This window comes from Roseateles sp. So40a (genome assembly GCF_048081605.1).
Classification (GTDB): domain Bacteria; phylum Pseudomonadota; class Gammaproteobacteria; order Burkholderiales; family Burkholderiaceae_C; genus Roseateles.
Window position 1 is genome coordinate 4,719,018 of the sequence record NZ_CP182288.1, and the last position, 17,265, is coordinate 4,736,282.

General features: G+C 71.5%; 16 protein-coding genes. 7 read left to right on the forward strand and 9 right to left on the reverse strand.

The features are described 5' to 3' along the window. Positions 1–58 precede the first annotated feature (58 nt). Together ACNI65_RS21485 and ACNI65_RS21490 are read left to right on the forward strand one after the other, a co-directional pair. On the forward strand, positions 59–1,525 hold the full coding sequence (locus tag ACNI65_RS21485) for a PLP-dependent aminotransferase family protein (protein ID WP_416759252.1): 1,467 nt from the start codon (positions 59–61) through the stop codon (positions 1,523–1,525). A gap of 40 nt (positions 1,526–1,565) precedes the next feature. After that, entirely contained in the window at positions 1,566–2,351 is a 786-nt protein-coding gene (locus ACNI65_RS21490; RefSeq protein ID WP_416759253.1) for a fumarylacetoacetate hydrolase family protein, read from the forward strand. Positions 2,352–2,401: 50 nt separating this feature from the next. On the opposite strand, the gene ACNI65_RS21495 is transcribed toward ACNI65_RS21490, so the two are convergent. Both ACNI65_RS21495 and ACNI65_RS21500 read right to left on the reverse strand, forming a co-directional pair. After that, entirely contained in the window at positions 2,402–4,279 is a 1,878-nt protein-coding gene (locus ACNI65_RS21495; RefSeq protein WP_416759254.1) for an ATP-binding cassette domain-containing protein, read from the reverse strand. A gap of 93 nt (positions 4,280–4,372) precedes the next feature. Then, positions 4,373–5,257 carry a helix-turn-helix domain-containing protein gene (locus ACNI65_RS21500; protein ID WP_416759255.1) on the reverse strand — a complete coding sequence of 295 codons (885 nt, stop codon included), beginning with the start codon at positions 5,255–5,257 and terminating at the stop codon, positions 4,373–4,375. 89 nt (positions 5,258–5,346) lie between these two features. On the opposite strand from ACNI65_RS21500, the gene ACNI65_RS21505 reads away from it, so the two are divergent. Then, positions 5,347–6,762, forward strand: a complete 1,416-nt coding sequence (locus ACNI65_RS21505) for a cytochrome P450 (protein ID WP_416759257.1) — start codon at positions 5,347–5,349, stop codon at positions 6,760–6,762. Between the two features lie 90 nt (positions 6,763–6,852). Here the strand turns inward: ACNI65_RS21505 and ACNI65_RS21510 are convergent, their stop codons facing one another. Continuing rightward, positions 6,853–7,425 (reverse strand): helix-turn-helix transcriptional regulator, encoded by a 573-nt coding sequence (locus ACNI65_RS21510; protein ID WP_416759258.1) that lies wholly within the window; start codon positions 7,423–7,425, stop codon positions 6,853–6,855. 83 nt (positions 7,426–7,508) lie between these two features. On the opposite strand from ACNI65_RS21510, the gene ACNI65_RS21515 reads away from it, so the two are divergent. Further along, positions 7,509–8,705, forward strand: a complete 1,197-nt coding sequence (locus ACNI65_RS21515; protein WP_416759260.1) for a CynX/NimT family MFS transporter — start codon at positions 7,509–7,511, stop codon at positions 8,703–8,705. 37 nt (positions 8,706–8,742) lie between these two features. Further along, positions 8,743–9,249: a hypothetical protein gene (locus ACNI65_RS21520; RefSeq protein ID WP_416759261.1), complete on the forward strand. Its 507-nt coding sequence runs from the start codon at positions 8,743–8,745 to the stop codon at positions 9,247–9,249. Positions 9,250–9,286: 37 nt separating this feature from the next. Here the strand turns inward: ACNI65_RS21520 and ACNI65_RS21525 are convergent, their stop codons facing one another. Together ACNI65_RS21525 and ACNI65_RS21530 are read right to left on the reverse strand one after the other, a co-directional pair. Next, positions 9,287–10,282: a Bug family tripartite tricarboxylate transporter substrate binding protein gene (locus ACNI65_RS21525; RefSeq protein WP_416759263.1), complete on the reverse strand. Its 996-nt coding sequence runs from the start codon at positions 10,280–10,282 to the stop codon at positions 9,287–9,289. Continuing rightward, positions 10,279–10,812, reverse strand: a complete 534-nt coding sequence (locus ACNI65_RS21530; protein ID WP_416759265.1) for a MarR family winged helix-turn-helix transcriptional regulator — start codon at positions 10,810–10,812, stop codon at positions 10,279–10,281. The genes ACNI65_RS21525 and ACNI65_RS21530 overlap by 4 nt, the downstream gene beginning before the upstream one ends. Positions 10,813–10,906: 94 nt before the next feature. Between ACNI65_RS21530 and ACNI65_RS21535 the strand changes: the two genes are divergently transcribed. Both ACNI65_RS21535 and ACNI65_RS21540 read left to right on the forward strand, forming a co-directional pair. Continuing rightward, entirely contained in the window at positions 10,907–12,157 is a 1,251-nt protein-coding gene (locus tag ACNI65_RS21535; protein ID WP_416759266.1) for a flavin-dependent oxidoreductase, read from the forward strand. A 146-nt stretch (positions 12,158–12,303) separates the two neighbouring features. Beyond that, complete coding sequence (locus ACNI65_RS21540) at positions 12,304–13,401, forward strand: Uma2 family endonuclease (RefSeq protein ID WP_416759268.1); 1,098 nt, start codon at positions 12,304–12,306, stop codon at positions 13,399–13,401. Here the strand turns inward: ACNI65_RS21540 and ACNI65_RS21545 are convergent. Genes ACNI65_RS21545 through ACNI65_RS21560 form a run of 4 tightly spaced genes read right to left on the reverse strand, consistent with a single transcriptional unit; the run spans position 13,362 to position 17,247 of the window. Further along, complete coding sequence (locus ACNI65_RS21545; protein ID WP_416759270.1) at positions 13,362–14,129, reverse strand: metallophosphoesterase family protein; 768 nt, start codon at positions 14,127–14,129, stop codon at positions 13,362–13,364. The two genes, ACNI65_RS21540 and ACNI65_RS21545, sit on opposite strands and share 40 nt — an antisense overlap. Before the next feature lie 42 nt (positions 14,130–14,171). Further along, positions 14,172–15,044 carry an S-formylglutathione hydrolase gene (gene fghA / locus ACNI65_RS21550; RefSeq protein ID WP_416759271.1) on the reverse strand — a complete coding sequence of 291 codons (873 nt, stop codon included), beginning with the start codon at positions 15,042–15,044 and terminating at the stop codon, positions 14,172–14,174. Positions 15,045–15,079: 35 nt separating this feature from the next. Next, a complete protein-coding gene (gene gshB, locus ACNI65_RS21555; protein WP_416759272.1) occupies positions 15,080–16,063 on the reverse strand; it encodes a glutathione synthase in 984 nt (327 codons plus the stop codon). An 11-nt stretch (positions 16,064–16,074) separates the two neighbouring features. Further along, a complete protein-coding gene (locus tag ACNI65_RS21560; protein WP_416759273.1) occupies positions 16,075–17,247 on the reverse strand; it encodes a benzoate/H(+) symporter BenE family transporter in 1,173 nt (390 codons plus the stop codon). Positions 17,248–17,265 lie beyond the last annotated feature (18 nt).

The window sequence follows — 17,265 nt, forward strand, 5'->3', positions numbered from 1 at the left end:
GGGTCGACCAGCACAGAACCAATACACTGAGCCATACCACCGCATCATCTGTATCGGCATGGACACCAGCACAGCACACGGCAGCCTGTCCGCGTCCACGAGCGCCAATGTCGCTCCGGTCACGCTCTCCCGCAATGCCAGCCAGCCGCTGGCGCAGCAGCTGGCGCAGCGATTCGCGGCGCGCATCCAGCAGCGGCTGCTGTTGCCGGGCGCCCGGCTGCCCTCGGTGCGCGACTGCGCCCGCCACCACGGCGTGAGCCCGTACACGGTGGTCGCGGCCTACGACCAGCTGCTCGCGCAGGGGCTGCTGGAAGCCCGGAAGAAGCGAGGGTTTTTCGTTCGCGAAACCCGGCCGTTGCCGACGCGCTCGCCGCTCGCCCCGGCCGCACCCACGCCGCTGCCCCCGCCGGTGGACGCCAGCGCGCTGATCCGCGGCATGTTCCAGGCCGATGCGCGGCGCTCGCCGGGACTGGGCACGCTGCCGGCGGAGTGGCTGGACCTGGGGCTGCTGCAGTCCACGCTGCGCCGGCTGGCCGCCAACGCCGACGACGCGCTGCTGTCGGGCTACGGCGAGCCGATGGGCGACGAGCGCCTGCGGCGCGCGTTGTCGCGCCGGCTGCTGGACATCGCCATCCAGGCCGCGCCGGACCAGATCATGAGCACCGTCGGCGCGACGCATGGGCTGGACCTGATCACGCGCGCCTTCCTGGAACCGGGCGATGCGGTGCTGGTCGACGATCCCGGCTGGGCGATCGAGTACGCGCGGCTGTCGCAGGCCGGCATGCGGCTGCTGCCGGTGCCGCGCGGCGCGCACGGCCCCGACATCGCGGTGATGCGGCGCCTGATCGAGGAACACCGGCCGCGGATGTACGTGACGGTGTCGGTGCTGCACAACCCGACGGGCGCGACGCTGGACCTGGCGCACGCGCACCAGGTGCTGCAGCTGGCGCACGAGCACGACCTGCTGATCGTCGAGGACGACACCTACGCGCTGTTCGCGCCCAATCACGCGCCGCGGCTCGCGGCGCTGGACCAGCTGCGGCGCACGATCTACGTCTCGGGCTTCTCCAAGATGCTGTCGCCGGCGTGGCGCGTGGGATTCGTCGCCGCGAGCCCCGACCGCATGGCGCGGCTGACGGAGCTGAAGCTGCTGGCCTCGCTGACGACCAGTCCGCTGATGGACCGGGCGGTGGCGCTGTGCCTGGAGCAGGGCCTGCTGCGCAAGCACGCGGAGCGCATCGCGTCGCGGCTGGCCACGGCGCGCCAGCGCTGCGTGCGCCTGGCCGAGGACGCGGGCTGCCGTTTCGCCGCGACACCGGCGGGGCTCTTCGGCTGGGTCGACGTGGGGGTCGACACGGAGCGGCTCGCGCCCGCGATGATGGATCAGGGCTGGCTGATCGCGCCGGGCATCCTGTTCAGCCCGACCCGCACGCCGGGCACGCTGATGCGCATCAACTTCGCGACCTCGCAGGATCCGAAGTTCTGGCACGCGCTGGAACGGGCCCGGGAGGCGCTCAGGCGCTGAGCGCCCGGTCCGGACCGGGTGACGCCTAAGATCCGCGCTCATGACGACCTCACCCTCCTCCTCCCCCGCCGACCTGGGCGCCGCGCTGGCCCAGGCCTGGACCGACGACACGCTGCTCGACGACGCCGCGTGGTCGCTGCCCGACGAGGCCGCCGCCTACGCCGCGCAGGCCGAGCTCGCACGGCGCCTGGACTGGCTGTCGCCGGGACGGGTGCAATTCTGGAAGTGCGGCGGCTCGTCGCGCGAGGGCGCGCTGGGCAGCTCGCCACTGCCGCCGCTGCGCGCGCGAGAGGTCCGCGGCCTGCGCAACGGTGGGGACTTCAGCGAATTCACCCTGGTCGGCGCCGAGGCCGAGATCGCCCTGCGCCTCGGTCAGGACGTAACCCCGGAGATGGCTGCCGCGCTCGTGCCGGGTCAGGCCGAGCACCTGATCGACGCGATGTGCGTCGCCGTGGAATGGCTGGGCTCGCGCTGGCAGCGCGGCCTGGGCGCGGACAACACGCTGCGGCTCGCCGACGCGCAGACGCACGGCGCGCTTGCGCTGGGCCCCTGGATGGCCTGGAAGCCGGGCCACGACTGGGCGAACCAGCCCTGCGAGCTGATCGTCGAGGGTCAGGCGCCGATGACCGGCATCGGCGGCCACGGCCTGAACGACCCGGCCTGGGTCATCGCGGGCTGGCTGCAGATCGCCACGCGCGGCGGTCAGACGGTGCCGGCCGGCAGCGTCGTGACGACGGGCTCCTGGCGCGTCGCCACGAAGCTGGCCAAGGGCGCGACGGTCACCGCCCGCTACGAGGGCCGGGGCGAGCTCACCGTCCGCGCCTGAGCCTGACTGGCTAACGGGCCCAGGGGCTCAGGGGCCCACGGCCCTAGTGCTCACTTCGCGTCGAGCTCTTCCCAGCGCGTCATCAGCGTCAGCAGCTCGTCGTCGATCTCGGCGGCGCGGTTGGTCACCTCGGTGATGCGCGCGGCGCCCTGCTGGTAGAGCTCGGTGCTGTTGAGCAGCGCCTGCAGGTGCTTCTGCTCGGTCTCGAGCGCGCCGATCTGCTTGGGGATCTCGTCGAGCTCGCGCTGCTCCTTGTAGCTGAGCTTGCGCTTGGTGGCGACCACCGGCGCCGCGACCGGCGCGGGCGCCGGGGCGGGCGTGGGCGCGGCGGCCGGCGCCTGACGCGCGCGGATCTCCGCGGCGCGCTGCGACTGCTTGAGCCAGTCCTCGATGTCGCCCTCGTACTCGCGCCACTTGCCCGCGCCCTCGCTGACGATCGTCGAGGTCACGACGTTGTCCAGGAAGCGGCGGTCATGGCTGACCAGGAACACCGTGCCGTCGTACTCGGCCAGCAGTTCCTCGAGCAGTTCCAGCGTCTCGATGTCGAGGTCGTTGGTCGGTTCGTCGAGCACCAGCACGTTGGCCGGACGCGCGAACAGGCGCGCCAGCAGCAGCCGGTTGCGCTCGCCGCCGGAAAGGCTGGACACCGGCGATTCCGCGCGGGCCGGCGAGAACAGGAAGTCGCTCAGGTAGCTCTTGACGTGCTTGCGCTGGTTGCCGATCTCGATCCACTCGCTGCCCGGGCTGATCGTGTCGGCCAGCGTGGCGTTGAGGTTGAGCGCGTCGCGCATCTGGTCGAAGTAGGCGACCGTCATCTTCGTGCCCAGGCGCACCGAGCCGCTGTCGGGCGGCAGCTCGCCGAGGATCATCTTCAGCAGCGTGGTCTTGCCGGCGCCGTTGGGGCCGATCAGGCCGACCTTGTCGCCGCGCAGGATGGTGCCGGTGAAGTTGTCGACGATCACGCGATCACCGAAGCGCTTGGAGACGTTCTCCAGTTCCGCCACGATCTTGCCGCTCGAGTCGCCGGTGGCGACATCCAGCCGGACCTTGCCCTGCACGTCACGGCGGGCCTGGCGCTCGTTGCGCATCTCGTGCAGGCGCTGCACACGGGCGACGCTGCGGGTGCGGCGGGCCTCGACGCCCTTGCGGATCCAGACCTCTTCCTGCGCCAGCAGCTTGTCGAAGCGCGCGTTGGCCAGCGCTTCGTTCTCCAGCTCATAGGCCTTGGCGGCCTGGAAGGCGGCGAAGTTGCCGGGATATCCGCGCAGCTGGCCGCGGTCGAGCTCGACAATGCGGTTGGCGACGTTGTCCAGGAAGGCGCGATCGTGGGTGATCAGCAGCAGCGAGCCCTTGAAGCCGTTCAGCAGTTCCTCGAGCCAGCGGATCGCGTCGAGGTCCAGGTGATTGGTGGGTTCGTCCAGCAGCAGCACGTCGGGCTGCGCGACCAGCGCGCGGGCCAGCGCGACGCGCTTCTTCAGACCGCCGGAGAGCTCGCCGATCTTGCGGGAGCCGTCCAGGTCCAGGCGGTGCAGCGTCTCGTCGACGCGCTGTTCCCAGTTCCAGGCGCCGATCTGCTCGATGCGTTCCTGGACCCAGCCCAGGTCGTCGTTCTCGTCGTGCGCCTCGTAGCGGGCGCGCAGCGCCTTGGCCTCGGCGACGCCCTCGCTGACGACGTCGAAGATCGACGCCTCGGGGCGGAGCTCGGGTTCCTGCGGCACGTAAACGCTGGTCAGGCCCTTCTCGAGCTGCAGCAGCCCGTCGTCGAGCTTCTCGATGCCGGCGAGCACCTTGAGCATCGAGGACTTGCCGGTGCCGTTGCGGCCGATCAGGCCGACGCGGTCGCCGGTCTCGAGGGAGAAATTGGCGCCATCGAGCAGCGGCACGTGACCGAAAGCGAGGTGGGCGTTGGAGAGGGAAAGGACAGCCATGGGGGGATTGTCCTCGATGGCGCGCGGGACCCTTTTTGCCTGCCATCGCTGCTGGCCCTCACCCCTGCCCGTTCCCGCAAGCGGGAAAGGGAGTCAAACCCAGACGCGGTAGGCCCAGAAGGCCTCGTCCTCGGCGACACGCCGGCGCAGTTCCTCGGGGCTGAAGCCGCTCAGGCGGCGGGTCTCGCGGCACAGATGCGCCTGGTCGGCGTAGCCGTGGTCCTGCGCCAGCGCGCTCCAGATCACGGCGCCCTCGTCCTCGTCGAGCCGGCGCACGTCCTGGAAGGCGGCTTCCGCGCGGCTGACCAGCCGCAGCGCGCGCAGGCTCTGCCCGCTCCACTGCTTGATGCGGCGCTCGGCCTGCCGCACGCTGCGGCCGTGGCCGGCGGCGATCGCGCGCAGCGCCAGGTGCTGCATCCAGCCCGCGTAACCGCGCGGCGGTGGATCGTCGGCGAGCACGGCCTCGCGCACCGCGCGCCAGCGCGGCAGCAGGAAGTCCTCCAGCGTGCGTCGCGCGGTGGGCTCATCACCGGCGGCCTGCATCGCGGCGTCCAGCGCGTGCCAGGCGGGATCGTCGATCAACGACAGCGGCACCATCCGATCCTTGAGCGCGGTGATGTCCAGTCCGGTCATCGCCTGCAGCGCCTCGGGCCGGATCGCGACCATGAAGGCGCGGCCATCGGGCGTGGACTGGAATCGCCGAGGGCCGCTGCGGGGACCGCCCATCACGCCGGCGGGCAGCCAGTCGAGCGGTTCGCCATCAGGGCCGATCTCGCGCACGCGGCCGCTCAGCGCCCAGCTCAGGCCGCACAGCGGCGTCGCGGGGAACCAGCTCTGGCATTGGGCGTCGGTGAGGCGCTCGCCTTGCGCGGCCGCCGCCGACAGATCTCGCCAGAGATAGGCGTAGAGGCAGCCTTCCAGCGCACGCGGCGGGATGCGCAGTTGAGCCACGGTGGCGGGATGCAGGGAAGCGTCCATGCGCCGCAGTCTAGGCGGACGACGCTGCAGTCAGAGGATGTCGCTTCGATTCAAGACGCCGCGCTCGGCGACACGGACGATCTGCCCTCATGAGCCACGTCCTCTCCTTCCCCGAAGCCGTCCCCGGCCCACGTCCCCGCTGGGGCGGGCTGCCTGAGGTCCTCGCCCTGAAGCGCGACTACCTGGGCCACCTGTGGCGCCTGCAGCAGCAATACGGCGACGTCGTCCACCAGCGCCTGCTCGGCCTGGACGACTACAGCTTCTTCCACCCGGACCACGTGCGCGAGCTGCTGATTGCCGGCCACGACGGGATGATCCGCTGGGAGCGCGCGACGCAGGTCTTCGCCGATGCGCACGGCCAGAGCGTGCTGGTGGCCGAGGGTCCCGCCTGGCAGCGCCAGCGCAAGCTGCTGCAGCCGGGCTTCTCGCCGCAGCGCGTGACGGGCTTCGTGCCGCTGATGGTCGAGGCCGCCGAGCGTGCGCTCGATGGCGCGCTCGACCGCAGCCGCCCGGCTCGAAGCGCCGACGACGCCTTCGACCTCGACTTCGAACAGCGCATGACGCTGCTGACGATGGACGTCATCCTGCGCACGCTGTTCTCCCGCGGCGACGCCGACGAGGTGGTGGCCGAGGCCTCATGGTCCGTCCACGAGCTCGGCCGCGTCGCGATGGGCGAGATGTACGTGCCGGTGAGCGCGCCGTCCTGGGCGCCGTGGAAGCGCGGCAAGCGGCGCGCGCTGCGCACGCTGGACGCGCTGATCCACGGCCATCTCGGGCGCCGCCGCGAGCTGCTCCGCCGCGGCGACGCCGCGCCCGAGGATCTGCTGGCGATGCTGATGTCCCTGCGTGACGAACACGGCGAGCCGCTGGACGACACCGCGCTGCGCGACGAATGCATGACCACCTTCCTCGCCGGCCACGAGACCAGCGCTGCGGCGCTGACCTGGTGGGGCTGGTGCATGGCGGCGCACCCGCAGGCGCAGCAGCGCGCCGCGGACGAGGTCGATGCGGTGCTCGGTGGGCGCGCGCCGAGCGCGGCGGATCTCACCCGTCTGCCTTGGCTGAGCCTGTGCATCAAGGAGACCCTGCGCCTGTATCCGCCCGCGCCCGCGCTCTTCTCACGCCGCACGACGCAGCCGCTGGAGATCGCCGGCCTGCGCCTTCCGCGCGGCGCGATGCTGCGGCTGACGCCGGGCCTGATGCATCGCGACCCGCGTTGGTTCGATGACCCGGACGCCTTCCTGCCCGAGCGTTTCGATCCGGCCTCGGGCCACCGCGAGATCCCTCGCGGCGCCTGGATGCCGTTCGGCGCGGGGCCGCGCGTGTGCCTGGGCAGCCACTTCGCGCTGATGGAGATCACGCTGATCGCCGCGATGGTGCTGCAGCGCCATCGGCTGGAGCCGATCCCCGGCGCGCCCCCGCCACGGCCGGCGCTGCACATCACGCTGCGGCCCGAGACGCCGTTGCGGCTGCGCCTGTCGCCCCGCCCGCCACCGCGCCGATAGGCGGCCAAGGCGCGCGGAATCTTTTATTCGTGGACGCGGCGCGCGCGTGCGCCTACGGTGGCGGGCATGTCCTCGCGCCGCCGTTTCCGCTCACGCCCTCTCGACCGTCTCGGTCAACCGAACGAAGGTCCCGTCCGAGAGCTGGAAGCGCACCCAGCGCATCCGGCTGGGCAGGATGGGCATGTCCTGCTCAGTCGCCGCGCCGGAGTCGAACTCGACCGCGTCGGGCGACGGCTCGTACCAGCCCAGCGCATCCAGCCGAGACTCCTGCGCGACGATCTCGGGCGTCGCGTAACACCACAGCGCGCGCCCGATCAGCTCGGTCCGCGGCAGCCGGCAAAGGCGCTCGCGGCCGCGCGACATCGCGAGCAGCCGGTGGCTCAGGTCGCAGATCAGGTGGACGGCGCCCGGCGCGCGTTCGACCAGGCGTCCGAGCTCGAAGTCCGCCGCACTGTCCAGCCGCGCGGCCATCAGCCGGCGCAAGGCCTGCTGCTCGTCCAGCGACGGCGCGGCCTGGCCGGACTCCCAGCGCGAGACCGTCGTCTGCGACACGCCCAGCTCGGCGCCGAGCGCGCCCTGCTTGAGGCGGCGCAGCGCGCGCCACTGCCGCAGGCTGCGGCCGAGCTGGCGGGCATCGCAGGACAGCAGGGGCGAATCGTTCATGGCGGGAACTCCGGCGGGGCGGCGGATCGTGATCATCGGCAACAGGCGCGCGCCGCGGCGCCCATCGACGGGAAAGAAGCGAAGTGAGGATTGTCCTGTACTACCTGTGCGGCGTGTTCGCCGCGGCCCAGCTGGGCAAGCTCGCGGCCCTGTCGCCGCCGATCGCGCGCGAGCTCCAGCTCGGCCTGGCGGCGATGGCCGCGCTGACCTCGCTGCTCGAGGTCTGCGGCGCGACGCTGGGCGGCGTGGCCGGGCGCTGGCTGCCGCGTGTCGGCCTGAAGCCGGCGCTGTCGCTGGCCGTGCTGGCGCTGGCCGCCGGTGCCGCCGGGACCGCCTTCGCCCAGGATGTCGTGACGCTCGCGCTGGCCCGGCTGGTCGAGAGCCTCGGCTACCTGGTCATCGTCGTCGCGGCGCCGGTGCTGATCGCGCGCGCCGCGGACGGCCGGCATCAGGCGGCCGCGATGGCCCTGTGGAGCACCTTCGTGCCGGTGGGCATGGCGCTGGGCGCCTGGTCCTTCGCGCATGCGGCGGATTGGGCCGGCTGGCGGCCGGCGCAGGCGCTCAGCGTGGTCGCGGGCGTGCTGCTCTGGATCGGCCTGCGCGCGGTGCCGTCCGACGGCGCGGGCGCCGCCGCCGAACCCGCCACGCCGCCGGGGCCGACGGGCGCCCTGCTCTGGGCCCTGGTCGCCGCCTTCGGCGCGTATGCCATCGCCGAGGTCGCGCTGCTGGCCTTGCTGCCCAGCCTGCTCACGCGCGGCGGCATGACGCTGGCCAGCGCCGGCACCTGGACCGCGGTGGCCGCGCTGGCCAACGTGCCGGCCAGCGCGCTGGGCGCCTGGCTGCTGCGGCGACACGGCCCCACCGGCAACGCCGTCGCGGTGGCGATGGCGATCTCGCTGGGCCTGTCTGGCGCGCTCTACCTGGGTGTGATGCGCGACGCCGGGCTGCCCGCGTGGCAGGCCCCGCTGGCCGTGGCGATCAACGCCGCGTCGGGCGTGTTCCCGAGCCTCGTGTTCGCGCTCCTGCCGCTGGCCGCGCGGACGCCGGACCGGCTGGTCCTGGCCAGCGGACGGCTGACGCAGTTCGGCGCCTCCGGCGCGCTGATCGGCCCACCGCTGGCCGGCGCGGTGATCGAGCGCTGGGGCTGGAGCGCCGCCGGCGGCCTGTGCCTGGGCCTGTCGCTGCTGGCGGTGCCGCTGGCGCTGAGCGCCTGGCGCCAACTGCACCGGCTGCATCGAGTGGGGCTGACCCGATCTCCGCAGGGGGCCGCCTTCCGATAAGCTGCGCCACTTCGATCCCGAGTCCGTCGCGCACGCCATGAAGCTGTCCACCTCCCTGCTGACCGCCCTCCTCGCCGGCGCTGCCGCCGTCCTGCCGGTCCACGCCCAGAGCGAAGCCGACGTGCTGCGCTGCCTGGATGTCGGCGACAGCACGGCCCGCCTGGCCTGCTTCGATCAGAACGCCCAGGCGCTGCGCGCGGCGCGCGCCAGCGGCAAGGCTGCGCCAGCGGCGCCCGCCGCTCCGGTGGCCGCGGCCGCGCCGCAGGACGACGCGCCCCGCGCCGAGAACTTCGGCAAGACCGGCCGCCGCGCGCCCGAGGCCATGAGCAGCCAGATCGTCGGCGACTTCAGCGAATGGCAGCGCAACACCAGCGTCAAGCTGTCCAACGGCCAGGTCTGGCAGGTGACCGAGGAGTCGCCCGGCAATTCCGGACGGCCGCTGAAAGACCCCAAGGTCACCATCAAGTCCGGCTTCCTCGGCGCGACGTATTACATGAGCGTCGAGGGCCTGGCCTTCCAGATCAAGGTCCGCCGCGTGCAGTGAGATCGCGCGGTCCGCGCGGGGCCCCTCCCCGCGCGGTTCAATCGTCCGACGAGAACCCGGACGCCGCCACGATCGGCCCCCATTGCGTGCGCTCGGCCGCAAGCCGGCGCGCGTAGTCCGCCGGAGCCATCGCCAGCGGCTCGAACCCGAGCTTGGCCAGCCCGTCCACGACCGCCTTCTCGCGCAGCGCGACGCGCACCAGGTCGAAGACCTTGTCCACGATGGATGCGGGCGTGCGCGGCGGCAGGAACAGGCCGTAGGTCTCCACGCCGATGATCCCCTTGAAGCCCTGCTCGCCGAAGGTCGGCACGTCGGGCGCGAAGCGCGAGCGCTCGTGGTCGGTGACGCCCAGGATGCGCAAGCGCCCGCCGGGCAGGTGCGGCAGGAAGTCGCCCAGGATGAAGCAGCCCGAGGCGATCTGTCCGCCCATCAGGTCCTGCAGCCCGGGCGCGGCGCCGCGATACGGCACATGCGTGAGCGTGATGCCGGCGGCGCGCTTGAACTGATCGCCCAGGAAATGGGGCATCGCGCCCGCGGCCGGCGACGCATAGGACGATTGCTGCGGATTGGCCTTGGCCCAGGCGACGAAGTCGGACAGCGTCTTCACCGTGGCCGGCACCATCGGCCCCACGCCGAAGCCGCAGGTCGCGTTGGCGATCGGCGAGACGGCGATCGCATCGGTGTCCGGCTTGTAGGCCAGCTTGCGATAGACATGCGGGTAGATCGTGAACATCGATGACGGGCTCATCAGCAGCGTGCCGCCATCGGCCGGCGCATCGCGCAGCGCGGTGATCGCGAGCCGGCCGCCGGCCCCCACGCGCTGCTCGACCAGCACCTGCTCGGCGAGCCGGCCACGCCACGCGTCAGCCACGCGCCGCGCGCTGACGTCCACCGAGCCGCCGGCCGGGAAGCCGACGAGGATGCGCGGCATCGCCACGGCCTGGGCGCGCAGCGGTCCTGCGAGGCCCGCCATCGCCGCACCCAGCAGCAGGCCGGCCTCGCGCCGGGAGAACTTGCGATCGTCATCGTTCATGGTCTGTCTCCGTCGTTGTTGTCGTTCGGACGCTCTCCACCGGCGATGGCCGCGAGCCGCTCAAGGTCGGCCTTGAGCGCCGCGGCGCGCTCGCCCAGTCCCGCCATCAGCCGCGCGTCATGCGCCTGCACGAGGCGCTCCAGCGCCGTGAGCTTGCGCTTGCCGGTCGCGGTCAGATGCAGCCCCCAGCTGCGCGCGTCCTCCGCATCCTCGCGGCGCTCGACCCAGCCGCGGCCGGTGAGCCAGTCCGTCAGGCGCAGCGCGCCGCTGCGATGCAGGCCCATCGCCTGCGCGAGCAGCCCCTGGCGCATGCCGGGATTGCGTCCCACGAGCACCAGCGCGGCGAAGCGCTGCGGGCTGACGTCGAGCGCGGCCGTCGCGCGGTAGAAGTCCAGGTAGAGCGCGTTCTGCGCGCGGCGCAGCGCGTAACCGAGCAGGTCGTCGAGCACGCCGTAATCGAGCCCGGGAACGGGCAGCAGCGGGGCCTCGGGCGGCTCGGGGACGACTTTGGGCGGCGTGGAACGGCTCATCCGGATCAGCTTAGATACTGTTGCATAGCGCAACTATCTCGCTTACCCTGACCCGATCGATCCCCCGCGATTCCCTTCAAGCCGGAGCGTCCCCATGGCCCTCGACATCCTGATCGCCGGCGGCGGCATCGGCGGACTGGCCGCCGCGCTGGCGCTGCACCGCGACGGCCACCGCGTCACCGTGTGCGAAGCGGCCGCCGAGCTCAAGCCGCTGGGCGTGGGCATCAACCTGCTGCCGCACGCGGTGGCGGTGCTGGACGAGCTGGGCCTGATGCCCGCGCTGCAGGCGATGGCGGTGCCGACCTCGGCGCTGGTCTTCGCCAACCGGCATGGGCAGACGATCTACGAGGACGTGCGGGGCATCGCCGGTGGCTACAGCCATCCGCAGTTCAGCGTGCATCGCGGCGAGCTGCAGCTGATGCTGTGGCGCGAGGCCGCGGCGCGACTCGGCGCGGAGCGCTTGATCAGCGGCTGGCGCGTCACGGGCGCGCGGCTCGATGGCGCCGCGGTGATCGCGCAGGGCGTGGACGCCTCGGGCGCGCCGGTGGCGCGCCGGGCGGACGTGCTGATCGCGGCGGACGGCATCCATTCGGCGATCCGGCGGCAGTTCTATCCGGACGAGGGCGCGCCCTGCTGGAACGGGATGATGATGTGGCGCGGCACCTCGCTGGCGAAGCCCTTCCTGGATGGCCGCACGATGGTGCAAGCGGGGCATCGGCGCGCGAAGTTCGTGGTCTATCCGATCGCGCCGGTGCGGCCGGACGGCCTGCAGCTGATCAACTGGATCTGCGACCGCCGCCTGCGCGAGGACGGCCTGGGCGGCGGGTTGACCGCGCCGGGTCGCGAGGACTGGAACAAGCCGGGATCCATCGAGGACCTGCTGCCGACCTTCGGCGGCTGGCGTTTCCCGTGGCTGGACGTGCCCGGCGTCATCCAGGGCGCGACGCAGCTGCTGGAGTGGCCGATGGTGGACCGCGATCCGTTGCCGCGCTGGCGGCACGGGCGGATCACGCTGCTGGGCGACGCGGCGCACCCGATGTACCCGATCGGCTCGAACGGCGCGACGCAGGCGATCCTGGACGCGGCCTCGATCGCGACAGCGCTGCGCGAGGAACGGCGCGTGGAGACGGCGCTGGCGAACTACGAGGCCGAGCGCCGACCGATGTGCGCGCGGATCGTGGAGCTCAACCGGCAGGAGGGGCTGGACTACATCCTGGACATGGTCGAGGAACGCGCGCCGGAGGGATTCGATCGCCTGGCCGATGTCATCGACCCGGCCGAGGTCGAGGCCTTCGTGAAGCGCTACAAGGCGGCGGCGGGGCATCGGCAGACGTCCACGCCTTGAGGGCAGGAGCCGCCCTCCCGGTGTCAGTCACCCACCTCCCTTCCATCAGGGAGTCGGACGGGATTTCACACTGATCGGTGCGACAGACGGCGACACGCCGTCTGCCAAGAATCGCCAACTTCCCCAACCAAGTTGCAGGAGTGGCGATGTCCTACATGCCTGTCGAGCAATTGATGACCGCGGACGACTACCTTCAGTGGCAGGCCCTTCAGGAGGTCCCGCATGAGCTCATCGCCGGTCACCTGCATCCGTTGCCGCCGCGTGACCGGGTGTTCTTCCGCCTGCTGGTCAACCTGACATCGGCGATCCAGGGCCAGCGCGGCGAGCGCGCGGACTGGGAGACTTCCCTGAGCGACTGTCCCCTGGTGGTCAGCGATCACGACGTCCTTCTTCCGGACGCATTCGTCGCACGCATCGGCGAGTGCCATTCCCCGCGGGTTGCCCTCGCCATTCCCGCGACGACGCGCCGGATCGCGGACCGTCGTCGACTGGATGCGCAGCGTCGCATCGCCACGCTGCTGGAGCTCGTGATCGTCGACCGGGAGACGCGGACGGTGACGGTGGAACGCCGGACCGGGCCCGGCACATGGTCCGTCGAACGACTGGCGACGGACTTCGACCTGAGGCTCGATGCGCTCGGCATCACGGTGGCCGTGGCGGATGTGTTCGGAGGGCTTGACCGGGACGATCCCGCGTTGACCCTCGATGAGTTCTGCGCCTGGGAAGCGAAGCAGTCGCGACGGCATGAATTCTTCCATGGTCGCATCCGTGCGATGACAGGCGCGCTTCTCGACCACGGCACGGTCGGCATGAATCTCGCGGCAGCGCTGCATCAGCATCTGAGGGGAACGCCGTGCCGCGTGTTCGCCGCGGATGCAGCCGTGAACCAGACGGCCGGCACGCACTTCTATCCCGACGTGGTCGTCACGTGCGAGCCGATCGACATCGGTCAGCAATGGCTGCTGGCGCCCATCCTGGTCATCGAGGTGCTGTCGATCTCGACGCAACGTTTCGACCGGACGGAGAAGGCGCAGGCCTACTTCCGGCTGCCTTCGTTGCGGGAGTACGTACTGGTCGATCACCGCCGCCGCCGCATCGATCTGCATCGTCGGGAGCCCGACGGCAGTTGGTCGTGTCACCCGTCGATCGGCGACGCGCCGCTCCATCTGCAGTCGCTGGACCTCACGATCCCCGCCGCGCTGATCTACGAGCGGATCGGGCCAAGCGGGCTGGCCGCCGCATAACCCGTCCTCAACCACCTCGCCCAGTCCTCGCGACCGTGGCGAGCGGCGATCCGGGCGGCGGACTCGTGGTCGTAGGGCACGCTGATCGACTGCACGACCCAGCCCCGCTCCGACTGCTCCGCGATCGCGTAGCGAGCGTCCGGTGATCCCATCTCCGCGACGTGCACCTCGGGGTGATCGTCGTCCCAGGCCTGCAGGCCCACGCTGCCCGGATTCACCAGCCACTGGCCCCGCGCGCTGCGCAGCACCCGCGGAATGTGCGTGTGGCCGCAGCACACCAGCGTCGCGCGCTCCTCGCCGAGCCGCTCCGCGACCTCCGTCGCCGTCGCCAGCACCAGACGCTCCCCGACCTGGGAGTCCAGGAAGTACTCGATGTCCCGCCGCGGCGTGCCGTGGCACAGGAAAACGTCGTCGCTCAGCCGCATCGTCGCGGGCAAGGCCCGCAGCCAAGTCAGCTCCGCATCGCCCAGACATTCGCGCGCGAATCGATCGGACGCACCGCCCGGCTTGGCCGGCGTGATCGACAGCAGCTGCCGCTCGTGATTGCCCGCGATCGTGGGCCAGTCCTGCGCCATCAGGTAACGCGCCGTCTCCAGCGGCCACAACGGCCCCGACAGGATGTCGCCCAGATTGACGATGCGATCCACAGCTCGCGCGCGCAGGTCCGCGACGACAGCCTCCAGCGCGGGCAGGTTGCCGTGGATGTCCGATAACAAGGCGATGCGCATGTGGGGCTCCCCGTTCACGCGCCGCTCGAGGTCGGCCTGGGATCAGGCCACGAATGCCCGCGCGTGATGCGCCAGATGATCGTCGATCACCGACGCGATGAAGTAGTACCCGTGGTCATAGCCGTCGTGCCGGCGCAGGCTCAGCGGCTGGCCGATGGCCGCGCACGCCGATTCGAGCGCCTCCGGATAGAGCTGCTCCACCAGGAACTTGTCCGACAGCCCCTGATCCACCAGGATGCCCGCCGGATAGGGCACCCGCGGCTGCGCCTGCATCAGCGCGCTCGCGTCGTGCGCGGGCCAGGCGTCGCGATCCTCGCCCAGGTAGCCGGTGAAGGCCTTCACGCCCCAGGGGCAGCGGCTGGGCGCGGAGATCGGCGCGATCGCCGACACCGACGCGAACGCGCCCGGATGCCGCAGCGCCAAGGTCAGCGCGCCGTGTCCGCCCATCGAGTGCCCCGCGATCCCCGTCCGCGCCGCGTCCAGCCCCAGCGCCGCCCGCACCTGCGGGATCAACTCCCGCATCAGATAGCTTTCCATGCGCCAGTGCGTCGACCACGGCGCCTGCGTCGCATCGAGGTAGAACCCCGCCGCGATGCCGAAGTCCCAGGACGCCGTCGCGCCCGGCAAGGTGCTGACCGCCTCGCCCCGTGGGCTGGTGTCCGGCATCAGCAGCGCCAGTCCGAGTTCCGCCGCGCGACGCTGCGCGCCGGCCTTCATCGTGAAGGTCTCCTCGGTGCAGGTCAGGCCCGCCAGGAACACCAGCAGCCCCTTGACCGCGTGTGTCCCGCCCGGCGGCAGGTACAGCGCGAAACGCATCGGCAGACCGATCTCGGTCGAGTCGTGGCGGTGGAAACGCTGCACGCCGCCGAAGCTGGCGTGCTCGCTGAGCAATTCGAAGTCCATCTCGTGATTCATCGTGATCGTCCGGTACTGCCTGTCATGCACGCGAGTCAGCGCGCCGCGGCGACCGCCGCTTCCAGCGCATCGATGAACACGGCGCCGACGTCAAATCCGGTCTGCTCCATGATTTCCTGGAAGCAGGTCGGGCTCGTGACGTTGAGCTCGGTCATCTTGTCGCCGATCACGTCCAGCCCCACCAGCAGCAGCCCGCGCGCGGCCAGCACCGGCGCGAGCGCCTCGGCGATGCGGCGGTCGTCCTCGGTCAGCGGCTGCGCCACGCCCTTGCCGCCCGCGGCGAGGTTCCCGCGCACCTCCGTGCCCTGCGGGATCCGCGCCAGCGAGTACGGCACCGGCTTGCCGCCGATCAGCAGGATGCGCTTGTCGCCCTGCACGATCTCCGGCACGAAACGCTGCACCATCACCGACTGCGCGCCGTTCTTGTTCAGCGTCTCGATGATGCTGCCGAGGTTCAGCGCATCGGCCTTGACGCGGAAGATGCCCATCCCGCCCATGCCGTCCAGCGGCTTGAGGATGATGTCCTGATGCTCCGCGTGGAACGCGCGGATCGCCGCGGCGGAGCGCGTCACCAGCGTCGGCGCGATGAACTGCGGGAACTCCAGGATCGCCAGCTTCTCGGGGTGATCGCGCAGCGACGCCGCCTTGTTGAACACGCGCGCGCCCTCGCGCTCGGCCTGCTCGAGCAGGTGCGTGGCGTAGAAGAACTCGGAATCGAAGGGCGGATCCTTGCGCATCAGCACCGCGTCGACATCCGCCAGCGCCAGGTCCTGCGTCGCCGTGACCTCGTGCCACACCGCCAGCTTCGTGCCAGCCTGGCTGGCCACGGCGTCCGGCGTCAGCGTCAGCTGGCGCGCGGCATGCGCCGTCACGCGGCCGCCGCTGACCCACAGCAGATCGGGGACCTCGCACACCCACAGCTCGTGACCGCGCCGGGCGGCCTCGCGCATCATCGCGAAGGTGGAGTCCTTGTAGGTGTTGAAGGTGGACAGCGGGTCGGCGAGGAACAGCAGTTTCATGGGCGGAGCTTTCAGCGGGAACGAGCCCGGAAGTGTTGCACCAAAAGAGAAACCGCACCGGCGACCACGCCCCAGAACGCCGAGCCGATGCCCAGCAGGCTCAGCCCCGACAGCGTGACGAGGAAGGTGAGGATCGCGGCGTCGCGATGCGCCTCGTCCTTGAGCGCGGCGGACAGCCCGCCCGCGATCGTCCCGAGCAGCGCCAATCCGGCCACCGCCGCGATCAGCTCGCGCGGGAAGGCCGTCAGCAGCCCCACCACCGCGCCGCCGGCCAGGCCGATGGCGATGTAGAACACCCCGGCCATCGCCGACGCGGTGTAGCGGCGCGCGGGATCCTCATGCGCCTCGCGCCCCATGCAGATCGCCGCGGTGATCGCCGCCAGGTTGAACGCATAGCCGCCGAACGGCGCGAAGACGACCGAGGCAACACCCGTCGCAGCGATGCTCGCCGACACCGGCGTCTGGTAGCCCGAGGCCCGCTGCGCGGCGACGCCGGGCAGGTTCTGCGAGGCCATGGTCACGAGGAACAGCGGCAGCGCCACGCCGATCAGCGCGGTCCACGAGAACGCCGGGGTCACCCACACCGGCTGGGCCCAGCCCCACTCGACGGCTTCCAGGTGCAGCCGGCCCTGCGCGGCCGCGACGATCACCCCGGCGACCAGCACCAGCGGTGTGGCGTAGCGGGGCAGGAAACGGCGCGCCAGGACGTAGGTCAGCGCCATCGCGAGCACCATCGCCGGCGCGGTCTTGGTCGCGAGCACCGCGTCCAGGCCGAATCGCGCGAGCACGCCGGCCAGCAGCGCCGAGGCGATCGCGATGGGGATGCGGTCCATGATCCGTTCGAACCAGCGGGTCGCGCCGGCGATCAGGATCAACACACCGCAGACGATGAAGGCGCCGACGGCCTCGGGCATGGTCACACCGGACACGCCGGCCAGCAAGGCCGCGCCGGGCGTGGACCAGGCGGTGAGGATGGGCTGGCGGGTCCACAGCGACAGGCCCAGGCTCGTGAGCCCCATCCCGAGGCCCAGCGCCCAGATCCAGGAACTGGTCTGGGCGGGCGTCGCGCCCAGCGCCTGCGCGGCCTGGAACACGATCGCCACCGAACTGGTGAAGCCCACCAGCACGGCGACGAAACCCGCGACCGCGGCGGACAGGGACAGGTCTTGCAGCCAGCGTTTCATGGGATCAGAGCATCCCAC